Genomic DNA, 18,455 nt, shown 5'->3' on the forward strand with positions numbered 1-18,455 from the left:
ATGAATCGAATCTTGCCTCACTCAGATTGATCGAGCGCCCACTGCCTTGGCTGGCTGCGTCAAAGCAGACGGAAACGGATGCGTGGCGTCACCCCTTCAGCCGCTTTCAAGTTTGCGCACCGCAAAAGGCCATGTCACTGCATCCGCGGCGAACAGGGCCCACCAGACTATCGCAGGCTGCAGGGCCAGACGCGGTCCATGGTACCACCAGCCAATCTGCCCGGGCGTCGGGAGCGCCGCATTCGTCGCATGTTCGATATTCGCAGGGAAGACCCCTGCCGCATATATCGCGAGAGCTAATCCTGCCCACCACCGCAGCCTCGGATGCATCAGAGCAATCGCACCCAGAGCCTCACAAATGCCAGTCGCTATGACGACCTGGTAGGGATAGGGGACCCAGGAAGGAACGATGGAAACGAAGGCGTCCGGTACAGAAAAATGAAACAGCGCCGCCGAGAGGTAAAAGATGATCAGAAGCCATCTTGCAGCGCGTCGGAGCGTATGAATCCTGGAAGCCGATAACGCTTTGATCATTCGTCCCACCTTGCTCGCTGACCGACAAGACGGGACGGTCAAACTCTTTCCGCCAACCTCCTCATCGCCTTGGCAGTTCCAGGATCAGCCGGAAAGAAAGATTCGATTGTCACTTCCGACAGCGTCACATCGATTGCAGTGCCGAAGATCGTTGTGGCGCTAAGAAAGGAAAGCGGGCCCTCATCACTGGCCAGTTTCAATGGTACCGCGATGCCGCCATGGGCGGTCTGCTCGCCCCGCGAAGACGAAACTTGCGGTGGCGGAGGGTAGGCTTTGAGCTCCGCAAACAAAGCTGCGAGCTGCATGTCGGCCGAGACCTCGATCTCACGAGCAAGGCGGGCTAAGACATGGTCCCGCCATTGGCGAAAGTTAAGGATCCGCGGCGCTAGTCCCTCAGGATGTAGGCTTAGGCGCAACACGTTGATTTCGCTCACTAGCAAGTGTCCTGCCACGCCTGAAAGGAGAATACCGACCGCCTTGTTAGCTGACAACAACATCCAGTGTCTGTTCACTGCGAGTGCAGGATGCGGGTCATGACCCTGGAGTAGCCGCTCGATCGCTTCGCGAGCGGCGTCGAACTCGGGCGCGACCATAGGACGATGAGGATAGGCCGGTGCAAATCCGGCTGCCAGGAGGATCGCGTTGCGATCGCGAAGCGGCACTGCAAGCTGCTCTGTCAGCCGCAGAACCATTTCTCGGCTCGGCCGTGACCTCCCGGATTCGAGAAAACTCAAATGGCGTTGCGAGATCTCGGCATCGGCGGCAAGCGCGAGTTGACTCAAACGACGGCGTTGCCGCCAATCACGCAACAGAATACCGACGGGGAGCTGTTCTTGCGGCATGTGCCAAGATTATCCATGGGGGTCAGTATCAGCAATTACTCCTCACGTAATCGACCGTCGACCGAAATCCGGCAAGGATCACACTCCATAGCCTGCTGCTTAGCCACAATACATAAAGAGGATCCTTGATGACCAGTTATGCAGTTGCTCACCTTCGTGACGTCGTGATGAGCCCAGCATTGATCGAGTATGTCCAAGCAATCGACGGCACACTCGCTCCGTTTGAGGGCCATTTCATCATTCATGGCGGGGAAAAGATCGTGTTGGAAGGGCATGTCGCCGATGATCTGATCGTCATAGCCTTCCCCGACCGCCAGAGTGCTCTCGGATGGTATGACTCTCCTGCCTATCGGGCCATCTTGGACAAGCGCAAAGGTAGCTCGAAGGGCGAAGTCTTCATCATCGACGGGGTGGAAGACGGCCACCGCGCCATCGACATTTTGCATCCCTAATCGTCCCGGTGTTCTTGGGAGTGGACCAGGAAGCGTGCAGTTGTAGGTGGTCAGGAGTCTGACCGCTTTACTATGGCCACGTAGAACCCGTCAGTCTGATGGCGCGCCGGGGTTAACAGCAAACCTATACCTGGCGAGACTGTCTCGACGGGGTCGGCGGAGAGGGCAGTCTTCCAAACCTCGCGCCAGTCCGTTGCCATGAAACTCGGATTGCGCGAAAGAAAACCGTTGATCTGATCCTCATTCTCCTCCGGCAAGACCGAGCAGGTGACGTAAATGAGCCGACCTCCCGGACGCAGGAGTTCGGCACCGCGGTCGAGAAGTGCCCGCTGCTCCTTCTGCCGGGCTTCCAAACCGGCAGGCTTCAGGCGCCATTTGGCGTCCGGATGGCGGCGCCAGGCACCGGTCCCGGTGCATGGGGCATCAACGAAAACGCAGTCGAGCTTATCCTTCAGCGCATCAACGCGGTCGCTTTCATGCGCTCCGATGACCTGCACGTTGCGCGCAGCCGCTCGGGCCAACCGCGCAAAGATCGGTCGGAGCCGGCTGGCATCGGCATCAAATGCGTAGATCTGCCCTTTGTTCTCCATGACCCCCGCCAGGGCAAGCGTCTTGCCGCCGGCTCCGGCACAGAGGTCGGCCACCTGGTCACCCGGCTTTGCACCTGCCAACAGCGCCGCAATCTGCGATCCCTCATCCTGGATTTCAAAGGCCCCCCGCTCATGGGCTGGCTCACGCTCCACATTGGCATTACGGCCGAAACCAATCGCGGGCGCTATTCGCAGCCCCAAGGGAGACATTGGGGTTGGTTCGGCCCCAAAGCGAGCCAAGGCCTTGAGAAGCTTCTCACGAGTGCTCTTGAGCGAGTTGACGCGCAGGTCGATCGGCGCTCGTTGTGCAAGCGCCCTCCCCTCGATCGCGACCGAGTCTCCAAAGATCCGCTCAAGAGAAGGATGGAGCCATTCGGGGTAATCTCCCTCGATCCATGGGTCTGCAGCCGCAGTCAGTGGGGTGGTCACCCTCTCATGTTCATCTTCGGTCAAGGGCCTCGGCGCATGAGGACCGGCCAACGCCTCGGCCAAGGCCTCGCCGCCTCCACCTAAAATGTCGGACGCAGCCGCCAGTATCAAAGAGCGGGGATCATCGCTGCCCATCCGGGCGGCGAGTGAATTCCGCCTGCGTTGAGTGTCGAAGATCAGATTTCCGATGGCCGACCGATCGCCAGAGCCCGCAAAGCGATGAGCACGGCCCCAATCCTTAAGGGCTTCGGGGGCCGGCCGGTGCCTCGTCTGCATCTCCTCCAGGACTTCGATGGCTGCCTGTATCCGTGCTCCGGGAGTCATCGTTCCTGCAAATCCTTATTCCGCCCGCGGCGTGCCGCCCGGGCTTTAACCGTCGTGAGGCTGCTCCATATCACATGCGAGAGGGATAGTTTGGCGACTCTCTGGTAATGGTCACATCGTGAACATGACTTTCTCGGGCGCCCGCGGAAGAAATCCGTATGAATTCAGCACGCTCCCGAAATTCTTCCAGCGATGCAGAGCCGGTGTAGCCCATGGCTGCGCGCAAGCCACCTACGAGTTGATGAAGAACGCTGGCCAAAGGGCCCTTATAAGGCACCTGACCTTCAATCCCTTCCGGCACCAGTTTCAGTTGATCCTTCACATCCTGCTGGAAGTAGCGATCAGCCGAGCCTCGAGCCATGGCGCCAAGCGAACCCATGCCGCGATAGGATTTGTAGGACCGCCCCTGGTAAAGGAACACTTCGCCGGGGCTCTCGTCCGTGCCCGCCAGCAGAGATCCGACCATCGCGACATTCGCGCCTGCTGCCAGCGCCTTCGCCAGATCACCGGAATATTTGATGCCGCCGTCGGCGATCACCGGCACGTCGGCCTTCTGTGCTTCGGTCGCGCTGTCGATAATGGCGGACAATTGGGGCACACCGACGCCTGCAACAATGCGCGTCGTGCAGATTGAACCTGGCCCGATCCCAACCTTTACTGCATCTGCCCCTGCATCAATCAGCGCCTTGGTCGCTTCGGCGGTCGCCACATTGCCAGCGATCACCTGGACTTTGTTGCTCAAACGCTTGATGCGCTTCACCTGATCCAGCACATGCACCGAGTGACCGTGCGCCGTGTCAACAACCACCAGGTCAACCCCGGCATCGATCAGAAACTCCGCGCGCTCGAACCCCTTATCGCCGGTACCCGTCGCTGCAGCCACGCGCAGGCGTCCCTGATCGTCCTTGCAAGCATTGGGATGCTGAGCTGCCTTTTCGATGTCCTTAACGGTAATAAGACCCACACAACGGAAGTCATCGTCGACCACCAGCAGCTTCTCGATACGATGCTTGTGCAGGAGACGCTTCGCCTCATCTCGGTCCACCGTCTCGCGAACAGTGATCAGATTTTCCTTCGTCATCAGCTCGGAAACGAGCTGCCGCAAGTCTGTCGCAAAGCGCACGTCCCGATTGGTTAGAATACCGACCAGTTTCCCGCCGACGCCGTTGCCGCTGCGTCTGGTTACGGGGATCCCGGAGATCCGGTGACGGCTCATCAGTTCCAACGCATCAGCCAAGCTCGCATCTGGCGCGATGGTCACGGGATTCACGACCATGCCTGATTCGAACTTCTTGACCTGCCGAACGTGCTCGGCCTGCTGCTGAGGTTCCATGTTTCGGTGCAGCACGCCAAGTCCCCCCGCCTGCGCCATGGCAATGGCCAAGGGGGCCTCGGTAACAGTGTCCATGGCCGCGGAAATGATGGGAATATTCAATATGATGTCACGCGTCAGGCGAGTACTCGTCGCGACTTCCGCCGGCAGAACAGAAGAAGCCGCCGGCTTCAGAAGCACATCGTCGAATGTCAGAAAAAGCGGAAATGACGTTGCCGCCGGGGTCGCCATGATGCCAGCCTCCATGCGAGCCTCACAGTCGGCTCCCTAAAATCCAAGGTTGGCGAGCGTCTTTAACACCGGTGCGGTGCTTTGGAAAGGGCTTCCCATGCGTAGCTCCTTTGCAGTCTTCGCCCCTTGACCCATCGATCAGGCGAGCACATTTTGCGGATAGGATCGCCTAATGCCCCGCCGACGTCTCATCGCCCTCATCGTTGCTTGCGCGCTGTTCATGCAGCAACTGGACTCGACCGTCCTGGGAACGGCGCTGCCTGCAATTGGACGGTCTTTCAACGTCGATCCGCTGACTTTGCATCTTGCGATGACCGCTTACCTCATCAGTCTAGCGGTGTTTATGCCGATTTCCGGCTGGATGGCGGACCGCTTCGGTGCGAGGCGGGTTTTTTGCCTCGCCATTGTCATCTTCACCGGAGCATCCGTCGCATGCGGCCTTTCTCCCGGGGTCAACAGCCTGATCGCCGCGCGCGTCGTTCAAGGCATCGGCGGTGCGATGATGGTGCCCGTGGCACGGCTCGTTTTGGTGCGCAATGTTCCCAAAGCAGAGCTTCTCGGCGCCATGGCGTGGGTGACCATGCCCGCGCTGGTCGGGCCGGTGCTTGGCCCGCTGGTCGGAGGCTTTCTCGTCACCTATGCCACATGGCACTGGATTTTTTGGATCAACGTTCCCTTCGGCATTATCGCCATCATCCTCGCCATGCTCGTCATCGACGAGGTGCGCGAGCCGGAGGTGCCGCCACTCGACATGATAGGCTTTCTCCTATGCGGCATCGGTATTGCCGCCGTGGTCTTCGGGCTTGAGAATGTCAGCGATGGCATACTCTCTCCGGTGGCGTCCCTGACGTTGGCCGGCCTGGGGTCGCTCTTGCTTACGGGTTACGTTTACCGCGCTCTCGCAATGCCTCACCCCATCATCGACATACGGCTGCTCAAGGTATCAACGTTTCGGGCCAGTGTTGTAGGCGGAACTCTGTTCCGGATCGGTGTGGGCGCACTTCCGTTCCTGCTGCCGCTGCTGCTGCAAATCGGGTTTGGAAAAAATGCGTTGGAGTCAGGTGCGGTGACGTTTGCCGCCGCAGCGGGCGCTCTGGTCATGAAGGCTGGGGTCGCGCAGATCCTCAACCGATGGGGTTTCCGCAAAGTCATGATTTATAACGCCGTCCTCAGCGGCCTCAGCATGGCAGCCTGCGCCTTGTTCTCCCCCGCCACCCCCTATTGGGTCATGATCTTCGTCCTGCTCGTCGGCGGTCTGTTCCGATCATTACAGTTCACCGCAATCAATACGGTGGCCTTCGCCGACCTTCCTTCCCACTCGCTGTCAAATGCAACGAGCTTCACCAGCATGACTCAACAATTGGCGCTGAGTATCGGCATCGCCGTCGGCGCGGCATTGCTTCAAATCGCTTCGCTTGAAGGCGACGGCCCGCTGGAAACTAGCGATTTCGCCTTCGCTTTCCTGTTTGTCGGTTTGCTATCGGCGTCTTCCGCGGTCCTCTTCGCCCGACTGCATCGAGACGCGGGAGCGGAAATGTCTGGACGCGCCATTCAGGTGTCTGGGTCAGGAGGTGCAACTGCTCCAGCTGTAGCAGCGATCCGGCGAGCCCAAGGAGCTGTTGACGACGAGTGATGCCGTCAGTTGCGGCCTCGAAAGCCGGTCGCCAAGACGTAAAGTTCCGCCGAATCAGCGCGGCTGGCTTGCGGCTTGACGTGGCGAACGGTTTCGAAGGAGCGCTTCATGCCGGAGAGTAGGTCGTTCTCGGCCCCCCCTTGCAGGACTTTGGCCAGGAAGGCCCCCTTCGGCGACAGTACATCATAGGCAAGTTCGAGTGCCGCCTCACAGAGAGCCATGATCTTCAAGTGATCGGTACGGCTGTGGCCTGTTGAGGGCGCCGCCATGTCCGACATCACCAGATCAGCCTCTCCTCCCATCGCTTCCAAGATCCTGTTCGGAGCCTCCGGGTCCAGGAAATCAATGATCATCGACTGGGCACCGGGCACCGCCTCAAACTCGTTAATGTCGACAGCGAGAAGCTTGCCGCGCCCCTTCTCGGCACCAATCTTCCTGGCCGCGACCTGAGACCAGCCACCAGGGGCTGCACCGAGATCCACAATGCGCATGCCGGGCTTCAAGATCCGATAGCGCTTATCGATCTCTTCAAGCTTAAATGCGGCGCGGGACCGATAGCCAAGACGCTTAGCTTCAGCGACATAGGGGTCGTTCAGTTGCCGCTCAAGCCAAAGTTTTGAGGAAAGGCTGCGCTTCTTTGCCGACTTCACCCGGACGGTGAGTTGGCGGCTGCCGTCGTTTTTGCCCATCATACTAAACTTACCGCCGCCACACTCCGCTGCGCCGCGCTGCGGCCGAAAACTCCATCTTCGACCATCATTGTTGTCAGTATTCCTTCCCGCAAACCCCGATCGGCAACACGGATCAACTCACTCGGCCACAATGACTGAATGCCTTCCAAAATCGCACATCCCGCCAGAACCAAGTCGGCACGGTCACGGCCGATGCAAGGGCTCGCCGCTCGCTGTTCATAGGACATAGCCAGCAGCTGTCTGGTCACTGTCCAGACATCGTTCCGGCGCAGCCAACACCCGTCGACCTTGTTTCGATCATAGCGCATCAAGGACAGATGTACGCCGGCAATTGTTGTGACCGTACCAGACGTGCCCAGAAGATGATCAGGCGGCGTCTCGGGCCCTGCCCCACAGGCAACGGCAAAATCTTCGAGCGCCGGCCTGATGTGATTGATCATGTCCTCGAAGCTGCGCTCAGTGACGTCGATTCCACCGAACAACTCCGCCAGCGTTACAACGCCGAATGGCAGCGACGTCCATTTTGCGATCCGATAATTGCCGTGCTCTATGACCAGCCACATGAGCTCGGTAGAGCCACCGCCAATATCGAAGACGAGCGCATTGCTTGCATCGGGCGCTAGCAGCGCCGCGGACCCTGCAACAGCAAGCTGAGCCTCAAGCCCACGATCGATGATCTCAAGTCGGAGGCCCGTCTCACGCGCCACGCGATCAATGAAGCTCGGTCCATTTTCTGCCATTCTGCAGGCTTCGGTGGCAATCAGCCGGAACCGGGAGGCTTTCTGCCACGCCAATTTACCGGCACAAACACGCAAAGCATCGATCGTCCTGCTCATGGCCGCGTCGCTCAGCCTTCCGCTCGCGCCAACGCCCTCGCCCAACCTCACGATACGAGAAAAAGCATCAATCACCTGAAAGCCGCTCGAAGCAGGCTTTGCGATCAACAGCCGACAATTGTTCGTGCCAAGGTCAAGTGCGCCGTAGATCGGATCACCGGGAGCCCTGCCGGCATTCCGCGGTTGGATAAAATCCCGAAGCCCCAGATTGTCGGGCACTCCGCTAATTGCCTTGAAGCCATTCGGCCCTACAGCAAGTTGGCTGACATCGCTTGATGGGCCGTTCAAAGTTCCATTCGCTGGTCGGGTCTGCACCGTTGTGGCAGCCGACAGCAGCTCGGCCCGTTGTGGGGAGACCGAAACGGGCAACGACTTCCGGCGCCGCCGCGATCTGCGACGTCGCTTGGAAGACTTGTGCGCCGATTTCTCCCCTCCGATCTTCGCGTCCACAGGGCCATCACTTGGCAGCCGACGCATTTTCGCCTTCTTGGCTCCAAATACGTACAGGCTGCTTTTCCATTCTATGTGGAACAGTCTAACACCTTGCTGGCCAACGTAAAGCTAAGAGCGGCAAGCGATTGATACAATCGGGCACAGAGAAGAGTCTACCTCGCGGCCTGCGATCCAACTCTTTCATGCCAGAACAGAGAAACCTATCTTGCTAGCGAATGAAATACGCTTGAGCATGACCAGCGCAAAGGCGGAAGAACCGCTGGAGGGGTGGGCGGATTTCGCTTTCTGGTCAATGGGGTGGCATCGGGATAAAGACCGGGGGTTTGCCCTGCATCTTCGAACGCATCTTTATGGCTCCATCGTCAGAGTCGTGCGGTTTCAGATAGACGTAAAACGGGTTGCGGCGCCCCACGATGTCATCGACCGGCTCTGCGCTCTGGCTGATAAGCATGTCGTCTTCTACGCGCACATGCATGTAACCTGGAATGAGCTCCGCCCAGTTCTCCACATTAGCCTTAAAGATAACGTCATAGGAAAAACTGTCGGAGACCTTTACGACGCCCCAGGTTGTCCCTGGTGCAGGACTTGATGGAACCTCCTTCCAAACCAGCCCCGACTGAATGAAGATCCGCACCGGATTCAGCATCACGTAAAGCGGTATCTCGGGATCAATATTCTGCATGGTGAGCGTCAGACGGTAGGACTCGCCATCGGCCTCGTAGGTGATTCGACGCAGTTCGACATAGAGGGAGGTAAACGCAGCATTCTCAAGCTGCAGCCGCTCCTGCTTCTGCTGTTCAAGCAGGCGGTTCTGGTACCAGCCAATTCCGCCATCCACGGCAAAGGCGATGACGAAAAGCGCTACCAGCCCAAGCACTACGGGAGAGTCCCACAACCCCCTGACGCGGCCAAGACCAACCGCAACAGCTTTCGATGGCGCCGACGTCTTTCGCGGAGCGGCTTCGCGAAGCCTCGTCAACAACTCGCCAGATCCTTCATCCTGGCTCGTCGGCGTGCTCAGGCCTGATCTGCGTCGGACCACCCGCAACTCTGATTGCAGTGAAGCCAGCTGCTTCCAGAGATCCCGGATCAGATTATCCTTTGCTTCCGGGGACAAATTTCCCAGATCCGGCCGACGCTGCTGCGGGCTCACGTCACCACCGCCCCATCGGCGAGATGAACGATTTGATCTGCCTGCTCGGCCAAGGTCAGATTGTGGGTGACCAGGATCAGCGTCATTCCTCGATCACGGTTTACGGCGAGAAGCTCATCCATGATCTCGATTTCGGTCTGTTCATCGAGATCGGATGTCGGCTCATCCGCGAGCAGGACAGACGGGTCGTTAATCAGCGCCCGAGAGATTGCAGCACGGCGCTGCTCGCCGGCGGAGACCTCGGAGGGGTAAGCATCCAGATGATCCCCCAGTCCGAGTTGGCTCAGCAGTTCGGTGGCTCGGGCATAGATCTCGACGGCGGGCCGCCTGCGGTTCAGCATCGCCGGAAGTGCCACATTATCAATCAAGCGCAACGTCGGTAAAAGACTCGCAAATTGGAACACATAACCCAGGCGCCGATTGCGGAAATCCGCCAGCGCATTCTCCGACAGAGTCCAGATGTCGCTGCCATCCACAGTCACTCTGCCGGCGCTGGGGCGGCTAAGGCCGCCGACCATCGCCATCAGCGAGGATTTACCCGAACCCGAGCGACCAATGATCGCTGCGAAGCAGCCGGCCACTATATCGAGCGAGACGCCGCGTACCGCATCGACTCTGCCTCTTTCGGTCACGTAGGTCTTTGTTAGTCCTTCGCAGCTGAGCATGTTCAACCTTCGCCACGGATCAGATCGTAGGCATCTCGCCGGCTGGCTCGCCAAGCGGGATAGAGAGTTCCGAGCCCACCGATAATGGCGGCCAGGATGATCGCCGTGACAGCGAAAGCAATGGTGACAGTTCCCTCAAGCCAGATAAATGGAACGCCAATATTGTCGAGATAATAGACCAAAGACCGCTCGTAGAACTGCATCGCAAGCACGCCGAGGACAACGCCAACGATCCCCCCTACCCCAGTGGCGATCACCGCTTCGAGGAGCATGGCGCCGACAATCTGGCCGCGCCTTGCTCCAATCGCCTTCAGCAGCCCCAACTCGTTGCGCCTTTCGGTAATGATGGCGGAGAACAAGACGCTGACCATGAGGGCGGTCGACACGAACATCAGCACCATGAGCGCCAAAATACCGCTGAGAAGCGCCGTCAGCCCCTGGCGTATGCCGGTCAAGGTGCTGTCTCCAGCAATAATTTTGACCCCTTTGACTGCTGAGAGAATGGCAAAGCGAACCTGGAGCTCGGTCGCGCCTCCTGCCAACTCCACAAGGAAACCCGTGACCTTGTTCGGTTGCAGCACCGAGGGCAAGCTGCCCGTCTGGGCGTGAATCGCAGGACCCAAGGTCGCCAGGGACGCCATGCTCATGAACAGCCCGCGCTCATGCGTTCCAACACCCGTCGCTGCGAGTTTTCCATATACCGTAAAGGGCTTGCCAAAGACCAACATCTGGCTGCCCAGGGGCGCGTCCCGGCGGGCACCGATAATTACGTCATCTTGCGCCAAGTCGCGATTGAGTTTCTCGGCAAGCCACGGTTGGACTGTGAAGTCTCGAAGGGGCTCGAAGCCGATGAGATCAATTGGTTCGTGGGCACCCCCAACACCAGAATGCTCGGTGCGAACGATCTGTTGCGGCGCCAGACGACCCACCCCTTTAAGATTTGCTCGGTCGAGGACGTCTGAATCCAGGGTGAGATCGGTAGGTTCCACAGTCAACAGCGCCGCAGTGATATTGGTGAGGGCCCCCTCCGGCACCACCATCAGGTCGGCGCCCATGCGGGTAAAGCCGACCGTCATGCTGCTCTGGATGCTGCGCATTAGGGTGGCGCCGGTAAAGACGCCACCGCTGCCTATGGCGACGGCAGCGATCAGCAGAAGCGTGCGTGACTTGCGACGCACCAGATTTTGCAGTGCCAAGCTCGCGAGCAGCCAATGAAGGCTGCCCTGCTCAACCGCCATGGCTAAAGACGCTGCTTAAAGTGTGCACGAGCGGGTGTGCTTCATATGGGCCAGTTCGGTCGGGATAATCACGCAATCATGGTGGCCACCGTTGCTCGGCAGGATCCCAAGCAAGGTATCGGTCGCGGTATCGATCACTGCGATGCCGCTGGATTGGCGCTGAAAGCCACTAAAGGGCGTGAGCACATATTTGCCGTCATAGGTGATCGCCGGCGTCTGAAGGTCGGGACCGATCCCCTGGATTTCCTTGATGATCGTCCATGTCTCGGTATCTACCACCATGATACCGCTATAGGCCGGCGAGGGATGCAGGATCGACAGATAGAGCTTCTTGCTGTCGAGGGAGAAGACCATGTGAAAGGGATTGGGATATTTGCCTCGCCACAATGGGTCCTCGACATGGGCGATCTTGCGCCAGTTCTTCGGGTTCGGATCCGCGCAGGAGAAGATCGAACAATTGTTCTCGCGCAGATTGTTCATCATGCAGAGAAATTTACCATCAGGCGAGAAGCCGATCTCATGGCCGGGAGAGTGGATCTTGTCGAATGTGACTTTCCAGGTGCCGTCATCAACCCGGTCGATCGGATACTGGTCCTGGCTGTCCTTATTGAACTGCAGGAAAGCTACGGGCTCGAAATCGTTCTCGGCGTCCAAGATGCAGATGCCGCCGCAGAGACGCACGACTGTAGCTGCCCAACGCCCTTCAGGATGCCAGATCGTCCCGTCGGCTCCCGTCAAGGACAGAGGATCGGGTCCGGTGAGCGATCCTTCCTCGACGAAGAGCTCCCCCATGGGCACCATTTCCCAATCGATCTTCTGGCCCTTGGTGCCGCGGTAATCGAATTTTCCCGTTCTCGGATCCGGCTCCATCCGTTTGATGGTCATCGTGCCGCCCTTGATCCAGGCTTCACGCAGCTCACGGACATTCGGCTCCCAATCAAAACGCAACGCCGCCTTCACGCGTGAGGTCGTGCGATCGAAGCAGGCAGCGATGTCCTTCTGGCCATCGGTGACGAAATAGGACTGGGCATCCTTGGGATTGACGGTCACGTGCACCCCCAAACCGAGCCCCGTGGTCTCGGCGACGTTTTCAACCAACTCCATCTGGGTGCCGTCAAAGCGGACTCGATAGATGTTGAAGCCGGGTCCGGGTTCCTGAGTCTCATCTGTCGGGATGCCGTAGATCCGCGAGTTCAAGCCGCCCTGAGTGCTGTTGACGAATTCGAAGCCATGATACGGATCTGCGCTCGGAAAAGCGCAGAGATGGTGGGAAATTGGGTTGGTATCCCCATAATTCCAATACCAGATCGAGGCGAGCACACGGTTGGAATTGAGATCCAAAGCATAGGTGCCACCGCCCAACTTCGTCGGCAGCAGCGCAATCCACTTTCCCAGGCCGCGACCGTCGACATCGGCCTTTGTGTTCACCAGCTCGCGAATGATGTCATGGCGTTGCGCTTCCGTATAGTTGGCGCCCGCATGACGGAGACCCTGATCGCTGACGGAGCCACCCAAGGCACCGTATGCCAGCACTCCCGCCTCGGCCACGGCGGCCGTCCCGACCGCAGCTTTCAGGATCGTGCGGCGGTTCAACTTGGCCTTCTTCTCAGCGGCCTCGGCTGCAACAAGATTTCGAGACCTGCTCTTCTGCTCTTCAGACGCCGCCTTTTCCGTCAAGTAAACCTGGAACTCTTCGTGATCCTTTTCCGCGACTTGATCACGATGCTTCACAAAATCCTGGACAGCTGACTTCTTTATAGGAAGGTTAACATCAAAACCTTCATGTTGGATTTCTATTTTTGGTGTTGCACTAGAGGGTTTCTTGGTGGATGCCTTACTTCTCGTTTTCGACATCTTAGTGTTCCCCCGTCGCGTTCGCTTTATATTTGAGGGATTATGTCCGAAATGTGTAGCAAGTCAACAAAGCGAAAGCCCCTTTCCGGCGGGAGGAACGTATGCTGATCAATGGCGGCATGTGTCTGTTCCGGGCCGTGCGAGGCGTCGGATGAGCTATGCCGTAATCTTCAGCGCTATCGCTCTCGGCCTCTCCGCAGTGGCGTCTCTGGCAAAGTTCATCGACTGGTTCGTTCATACGGACCCCAAGACGATGATCCGGACGGGGAGGTGGATGTTGCTCGTCCTCGCCGTCATTTCCCTTCCGATGCTAGCCGCGCTTCTCATGTACCAGCAATGGTCCTTGGCCATGCTGCTGGGAGCCGTCATGCTCATCGTGCCGACCATACTCAAATGGCGATCAATCTTGGGCCCGCTGCGCAGCCTCTTCCAAGGCGAGTTGAAACGTGCCCGGCCGTATGATCTGCCTGAGTTCGAGCCAAACTCTCCAGACGCTCAGGAGACTGTGCAGAGGGCGGCGGCGATTCTCGAGGCCTATTTGAGCCATGCCGCTGTCGAACGGGTCGGCGATCATCAACAGGGGAGTTCGAGCATTGAAGACACGATGAGCCGAGAAGAGGCGCTTAAGATCCTCGGTCTCAAAGTGGATGCCACTCCGTCAGAGGTTCGCGGGGCCCATCGACGACTTGTGCAGATGATGCATCCCGACCGAGGCGGATCAACCTATCTTGCCGCGATAATCAATCATGCGAAGGATGTGCTTCTGAAATCGGCGCCGCGCAAAGCACGTTCTCCCTCCCGCACATCGCCTGGACGCAGCAAGGCACCCCCGGCCGATCCCTAGCTTTTGCACAGCTCCACAATCGCGGGGTGCACCAACAGGTCGCATCCTCGTGATGAGGAGTCGTTTTATGAAAATTGTCATGATAATGTTCCTTGAGCCTTGGGGGCTGAAGGGACTGGGGATGGCAGGCCTTATCAAGCGGGCATTGATTGGCCGGAGAGTCAAATCGCCTGCCGATTCGCTGAATCGATTTGCAGCGCAGATTCGAAATACGACGGAGGAGCACTGCGCGGAGATCCTTGTCGCCACATCTCTGGCGGCGGGGTGGCTGCAGGTGACCACTGCCACGAAGCTGCAGTTTCCAGAAGTGTTTTTGTCAGGCCGCCGACTGGTGACATTTCCGGAAGAACGGAACTTTCTTTCCCTCTACATCGACGAAATCAAGGTGCTCAAAGAGGTCGTCAAGAGCAGCCAGGCCGCCGACGCAGCGCAGGTGGCCGGCGGCCTCGTGGTGTTGATCCATTCCATTCGATGCGTCCAGGACAGGGCACAGTTTTTGATTGCGGGCCGCGCGCTCTGGCAGGATCTGCTGCGCGGTCAGTCCATCGCGTCCGAAATGACGGATGCATTGTTTGTTCCTCGGATGCTGGCGCCGAGTTGGGAACCCCTCCCCGGCTGGCAACTTGCGCAGCGGCCCCTGCGTGCGCCGGAATTGCAGCTGGATAGCTGAGCTTTTCCCCCACGAACGACCTACCCTCTCGGCTAAAGCTGGCTCTCACTCAGCTCGTCTCTGCTGGACTGGCCAAGCCGTATCCAAACCGTCGTGGTGGGGCACCAGGAGACGCTCCACGAAATATGGATTGTGATTCACCGTTCATGTTAGGCTTGGAAGAGTGTAGTGTTGCCGCCGGAGCCCACAGGGCCGGCTGTAAGTCGATACGTCAAGAAGGAAAGGTCATCAGAGATGGCGCTGCGTCAGGTCTCTTTGTCCGATCGGTACGAGCTTCGGGAAGGCCAGATCTTCCTTTCGGGGGTGCAGGCCCTCGTTCGCCTGCCGATGATGCAGATCGACGCTGACCGCGCCCAAGGCCGCAATACCGCAGGCTATGTCACAGGATATCCCGGTTCGCCGCTGGCCTCATTAGACGTGCAGCTCAGACAGGCAAAGGACGTCCTGGCGTCCCGGGGTGTGACGTTCCAACCCGGTCTCAACGAGGACCTGGCGCTTACGGCAATCTGGGGCTCGCAGCAGGGGGAAGCGCGGGGCGACAGTCGCTACGACGGAGTATGCTCCTATTGGTACGGGAAAGGTGCAGGCCTTGACCGCTCCGGTGACGCGCTGCGCCACGGGAATCTCGCGGGATCCTCTCCCAAAGGGGGCGTGCTCCTGCTGGTCGGTGATGACCATCGCGCCGAATCCTCCAGCGTTGCGCATTATTCCGAATATACGATGCTGGACTTCATGATCCCGCTGCTCAATCCGGCTGATGTCGCGGAACTCATCGAGTATGGGCTGTACGGTATAGCGCTGTCGCGCTTCTCAGGTAGTTGGGCAGCGCTCAAATGCACTCACGATGTCGTCGAAAGCGCGGCCTCGATTTCCGTCGATGATCGTCTTCGCTCCTATGTGACGCCCCTCGATTTCGAGCTGCCGCCGGGAGGTCTGAACCTCCGCTATCCCGACACACCGCTTGGCCAGGAGGCCCGGCTTCACAACCACAAAATTCCCGCGATGCTGGCTTTTCAGCGCGCCAATCCGCTGGACAGAATCGTCTGGGGCAAAGGAGAGCGACGCCTCGGCATCGTCACAACAGGCAAGACCACGCTCGATGTAGTGGAGGCGCTTGAGGAGATCGGTATCGGGGCAGAGGAAGCCGCAACGTTTGGCATCCATCTTTACAAGGTCGCCATGACGTGGCCGCTCGAACCGTGGGGAGTGAAGGCGTTCTGCCGCGACATGGAGCGGATCTTCGTCGTTGAGGAAAAGCGCAGCCTCATTGAGAGCCAGCTCAAGGAACTTCTGGTCAATGACCGGTCGGGAATCGTCGTCGGAAAGCGTGACGAGATGGGCATGTCGCTCCTGCCGAGCACCGGCACTCTGTCGAGCCGCGTCATCGCTCTAGCCATCGGAAAAGAACTCGCAAAGCTCGGGCAGACGGGTCCCTTCGTGGCGAAGCTTCAAGAGATGGAAGCCCGGGAGAACGCCAAGGTTATCCCGCTCTCGCCAATGGACCGCAAACCGTCCTTCTGCTCCGGCTGTCCCCATAACCGCTCCACCGTCGTGCCGGAAGGGAGCCGCGGCGGAGCAGGCACCGGCTGCAACTACATGGCCATGTGGATGGATCGCGGCAGCGTCGGCTATACGCAGATGGGCGCGGATGGCGTGAACTGGATTGGCGAGGCGCCATTCAGCCATCGTACCCATGTTTTCCAGAACATGGGAGACGGCACCTATACCCATTCAGGGCTGCTGGCCATCCGTGCTGCGGTAGCGGCCGGCGTGAACATCACCTTCAAGATCCTGTTCAACGGTGTGGTCGCCATGACTGGCGGTCAGCCGCATGACTTTGCGCTGACCGTACCGGTCATCCTGAAGCAGGTCTTGGCGGAGGGGGTGCAGCGTGCCATCGTTGTGGCCGACGACCCGGACCGGCATGCCGACGAGGAGTTGCCCGAGGGCGTGCGCGTGCACCACCGCAATGATCTCGACCATGTGCAACGCGAGTTGCGCGGCGTTCCTGGTGTCACCGTCCTTGTCTACGACCAGATGTGCGCAACCGAGAAGCGACGCCGACGGAAGCGTGGCCTCATGGAGGATCCCACGAAGCGCGTCTTCATTAATCATGCGGTTTGCGAGGGTTGCGGCGATTGCGGGGCCAAGTCGAGCTGTGTGTCGATCCTGCCCCGCGAAACAGCGCTGGGCCGCAAGCGCGAGATCGATCAGTTCTCCTGCAACAAGGATTACTCGTGCATCGAGGGTTTTTGCCCAAGCTTCGTCACTATTCATGGCGGGACACTGCGCAAGCCGGAGACCAAGACACTCGCCGGCTCGGCCTCCCTTCCAGATCCAATCCTGCCTTCATTGGCAGAGCCCTTCAACATTGTCATGGCGGGAGTCGGTGGAACCGGGGTCATCACTCTTGCCGCCATTCTCGGTATGGCAGCCCATCTCGAGGGCAAAGGTTGCGCCACATTGGACATGATGGGTCTTGCGCAAAAGGGAGGGGCCGTTACCTCCCATGTCCGCATCAGCGCCTCGCCCGAGACCTCACCTGCCGCCCGCATCGGTGTCGAGCAAGCAGACATTCTGCTCGGATTTGATCTCCTGGCGGCGATCGGCGAAGAAGCGATCTCGACAATCCGCTTTGGCAAAACTCAGATCATCGCCAACACGGCCGAGGTCATGCCCGGCGACTTCGCCCGGCAACCAGACCTGGCCTTTCCCACGCGCTCTGTTCGGCAGAGACTCGAGGCTGCGGCGGGAACGAGCCAAGTCAGCTATCTCGACGCCACCACTCTGGCGACTGAGGCGGCGGGCGACGCCCTTGCCGCCAATGCCTGGCTCGTCGGTTTCGCCTTCCAGAAAGGATTGATCCCCCTTTCGATGACGGCGCTTGAGCGGGCGTTCGAACTCAATGGCGCTGCTGTCGAAATGAACAAGGCCGCCCTCCAAGCGGGTCGGGGCGCCGCTCTGGGAGAGGCCAATCCCAAGGTCGCCTCCCGGTCTGCGCCGACGGAGGATCTGTCGTCGCTCGATGCCTTGATCGCCCATCGAAGCCGCTTGCTGAAGGCCTATCAGAACCGGCGCTATGCCCGTCGCTTTGAGACCTTCGTCGAACAGGTGCGGGCTGCCGACACACAAGCGTTCGGCGAGGCCGGCGCCTTTACCCGGGCTGTCGTTCAATCGCTCTCCAAGCTGATGGCGTACAAAGACGAATATGAGGTGGGCCGGCTGTTCTCAGACGGGAGCTTCGAGGAGGATCTGCGTCAGCGGTTCACCGGCGATTTCACCCTGCACTACCATCTCGCACCGCCACTGTTCGCCAAGCGGGATCCCGTCACCGGCCATCTGAAAAAGAAGGAATACGGCCCCTGGGTTGCGCGCGCCTTTGGCGTTCTGGCATCTTTCCGGTTCGTCCGCGGCAGCGTGCTCGATCCTTTTGGCCACAGCGAAGAGCGGCGCATGGAACGGCGTATGATCGAGGATTACCGGACCGAGATCGAGCAGCTCGTGCCCAAGCTGACCGCAGATACATACGAGACGGCTGTCGCCATTGCTTCACTGCCCATGGATATTCGAGGATTCGGCCATGTGAAGGAAGCCAACCAAGCCCGAGTAGAACAACGGCGACAAGCCCTGCACGCGGCGCTGGACGCGCCGCAATGCTTGATCGCCGCCGAATGATGAGGGG

Annotated in this window: 15 protein-coding genes; 5 read left to right on the forward strand and 10 right to left on the reverse strand. The window is 59.1% G+C overall.

What is annotated here, in order from left to right:
• Nucleotides 1–96 precede the first annotated feature (96 nt).
• Together FKM97_RS09550 and FKM97_RS09555 are read right to left on the reverse strand one after the other, a co-directional pair.
• Nucleotides 97–534, reverse strand: coding sequence for a DoxX family protein (locus FKM97_RS09550; RefSeq protein WP_144292198.1), 438 nt, complete (start codon nucleotides 532–534; stop codon nucleotides 97–99).
• A gap of 38 nt (nucleotides 535–572) precedes the next feature.
• Nucleotides 573–1,376: a helix-turn-helix domain-containing protein gene (locus FKM97_RS09555; RefSeq protein WP_144292199.1), complete on the reverse strand. Its 804-nt coding sequence runs from the start codon at nucleotides 1,374–1,376 to the stop codon at nucleotides 573–575.
• A 128-nt stretch (nucleotides 1,377–1,504) separates the two neighbouring features.
• Between FKM97_RS09555 and FKM97_RS09560 the strand changes: the two genes are divergently transcribed.
• Nucleotides 1,505–1,828, forward strand: coding sequence for a DUF1330 domain-containing protein (locus FKM97_RS09560; protein WP_144292200.1), 324 nt, complete (start codon nucleotides 1,505–1,507; stop codon nucleotides 1,826–1,828).
• A gap of 50 nt (nucleotides 1,829–1,878) precedes the next feature.
• On the opposite strand, the gene FKM97_RS09565 is transcribed toward FKM97_RS09560, so the two are convergent.
• Both FKM97_RS09565 and guaB read right to left on the reverse strand, forming a co-directional pair.
• Nucleotides 1,879–3,171, reverse strand: coding sequence for an RsmB/NOP family class I SAM-dependent RNA methyltransferase (locus FKM97_RS09565; RefSeq protein WP_144292201.1), 1,293 nt, complete (start codon nucleotides 3,169–3,171; stop codon nucleotides 1,879–1,881).
• Nucleotides 3,172–3,241: 70 nt separating this feature from the next.
• Nucleotides 3,242–4,735, reverse strand: a complete 1,494-nt coding sequence (guaB, locus tag FKM97_RS09570) for an IMP dehydrogenase (protein ID WP_144292597.1) — start codon at nucleotides 4,733–4,735, stop codon at nucleotides 3,242–3,244.
• 172 nt (nucleotides 4,736–4,907) lie between these two features.
• Here guaB and FKM97_RS09575 point away from each other — a divergent pair, with 172 nt between their 5' ends.
• A complete protein-coding gene (locus FKM97_RS09575) occupies nucleotides 4,908–6,368 on the forward strand; it encodes a DHA2 family efflux MFS transporter permease subunit (protein ID WP_144292202.1) in 1,461 nt (486 codons plus the stop codon).
• Nucleotides 6,369–6,373: 5 nt separating this feature from the next.
• Here FKM97_RS09575 and FKM97_RS09580 read toward each other — a convergent pair whose 3' ends face one another.
• The 6 genes from FKM97_RS09580 to FKM97_RS09605 all read right to left on the reverse strand — a co-directional run bounded on the left by FKM97_RS09580 (nucleotide 6,374) and on the right by FKM97_RS09605 (nucleotide 13,136).
• The gene (locus tag FKM97_RS09580; protein ID WP_144292203.1) at nucleotides 6,374–7,060 is read right to left on the reverse strand and encodes an RlmE family RNA methyltransferase; all 687 of its coding nucleotides are present in this window, start codon (nucleotides 7,058–7,060) and stop codon (nucleotides 6,374–6,376) included.
• Nucleotides 7,057–8,373, reverse strand: a complete 1,317-nt coding sequence (locus FKM97_RS09585) for a Ppx/GppA phosphatase family protein (protein ID WP_144292204.1) — start codon at nucleotides 8,371–8,373, stop codon at nucleotides 7,057–7,059. Before FKM97_RS09585 ends, FKM97_RS09580 begins: the two co-directional genes overlap by 4 nt.
• Nucleotides 8,374–8,638: 265 nt before the next feature.
• The gene (locus tag FKM97_RS09590; protein WP_205014868.1) at nucleotides 8,639–9,331 is read right to left on the reverse strand and encodes a hypothetical protein; all 693 of its coding nucleotides are present in this window, start codon (nucleotides 9,329–9,331) and stop codon (nucleotides 8,639–8,641) included.
• A gap of 167 nt (nucleotides 9,332–9,498) precedes the next feature.
• Complete coding sequence (locus tag FKM97_RS09595) at nucleotides 9,499–10,134, reverse strand: ABC transporter ATP-binding protein (RefSeq protein WP_246105012.1); 636 nt, start codon at nucleotides 10,132–10,134, stop codon at nucleotides 9,499–9,501.
• Between the two features lie 35 nt (nucleotides 10,135–10,169).
• Nucleotides 10,170–11,405: an ABC transporter permease gene (locus FKM97_RS09600; protein WP_144292207.1), complete on the reverse strand. Its 1,236-nt coding sequence runs from the start codon at nucleotides 11,403–11,405 to the stop codon at nucleotides 10,170–10,172.
• Nucleotides 11,406–11,420: 15 nt separating this feature from the next.
• Nucleotides 11,421–13,136, reverse strand: a complete 1,716-nt coding sequence (locus FKM97_RS09605; protein ID WP_246105013.1) for a YncE family protein — start codon at nucleotides 13,134–13,136, stop codon at nucleotides 11,421–11,423.
• Nucleotides 13,137–13,410: 274 nt separating this feature from the next.
• On the opposite strand from FKM97_RS09605, the gene FKM97_RS09610 reads away from it, so the two are divergent.
• From FKM97_RS09610 to FKM97_RS09620, 3 genes are all read left to right on the forward strand, one after another.
• Nucleotides 13,411–14,103 (forward strand): J domain-containing protein, encoded by a 693-nt coding sequence (locus FKM97_RS09610; RefSeq protein WP_144292208.1) that lies wholly within the window; start codon nucleotides 13,411–13,413, stop codon nucleotides 14,101–14,103.
• Nucleotides 14,104–14,224: 121 nt separating this feature from the next.
• Nucleotides 14,225–14,773 (forward strand): hypothetical protein, encoded by a 549-nt coding sequence (locus tag FKM97_RS09615; RefSeq protein WP_205014869.1) that lies wholly within the window; start codon nucleotides 14,225–14,227, stop codon nucleotides 14,771–14,773.
• A 234-nt stretch (nucleotides 14,774–15,007) separates the two neighbouring features.
• Nucleotides 15,008–18,448: an indolepyruvate ferredoxin oxidoreductase family protein gene (locus FKM97_RS09620; protein WP_144292210.1), complete on the forward strand. Its 3,441-nt coding sequence runs from the start codon at nucleotides 15,008–15,010 to the stop codon at nucleotides 18,446–18,448.
• The last annotated feature ends 7 nt before the right edge of the window (nucleotides 18,449–18,455 follow it).

Source organism: Rhodoligotrophos appendicifer (genome assembly GCF_007474605.1).
In the GTDB taxonomy this organism is placed as follows: Bacteria; Pseudomonadota; Alphaproteobacteria; order Rhizobiales; family Im1; genus Rhodoligotrophos; species Rhodoligotrophos appendicifer.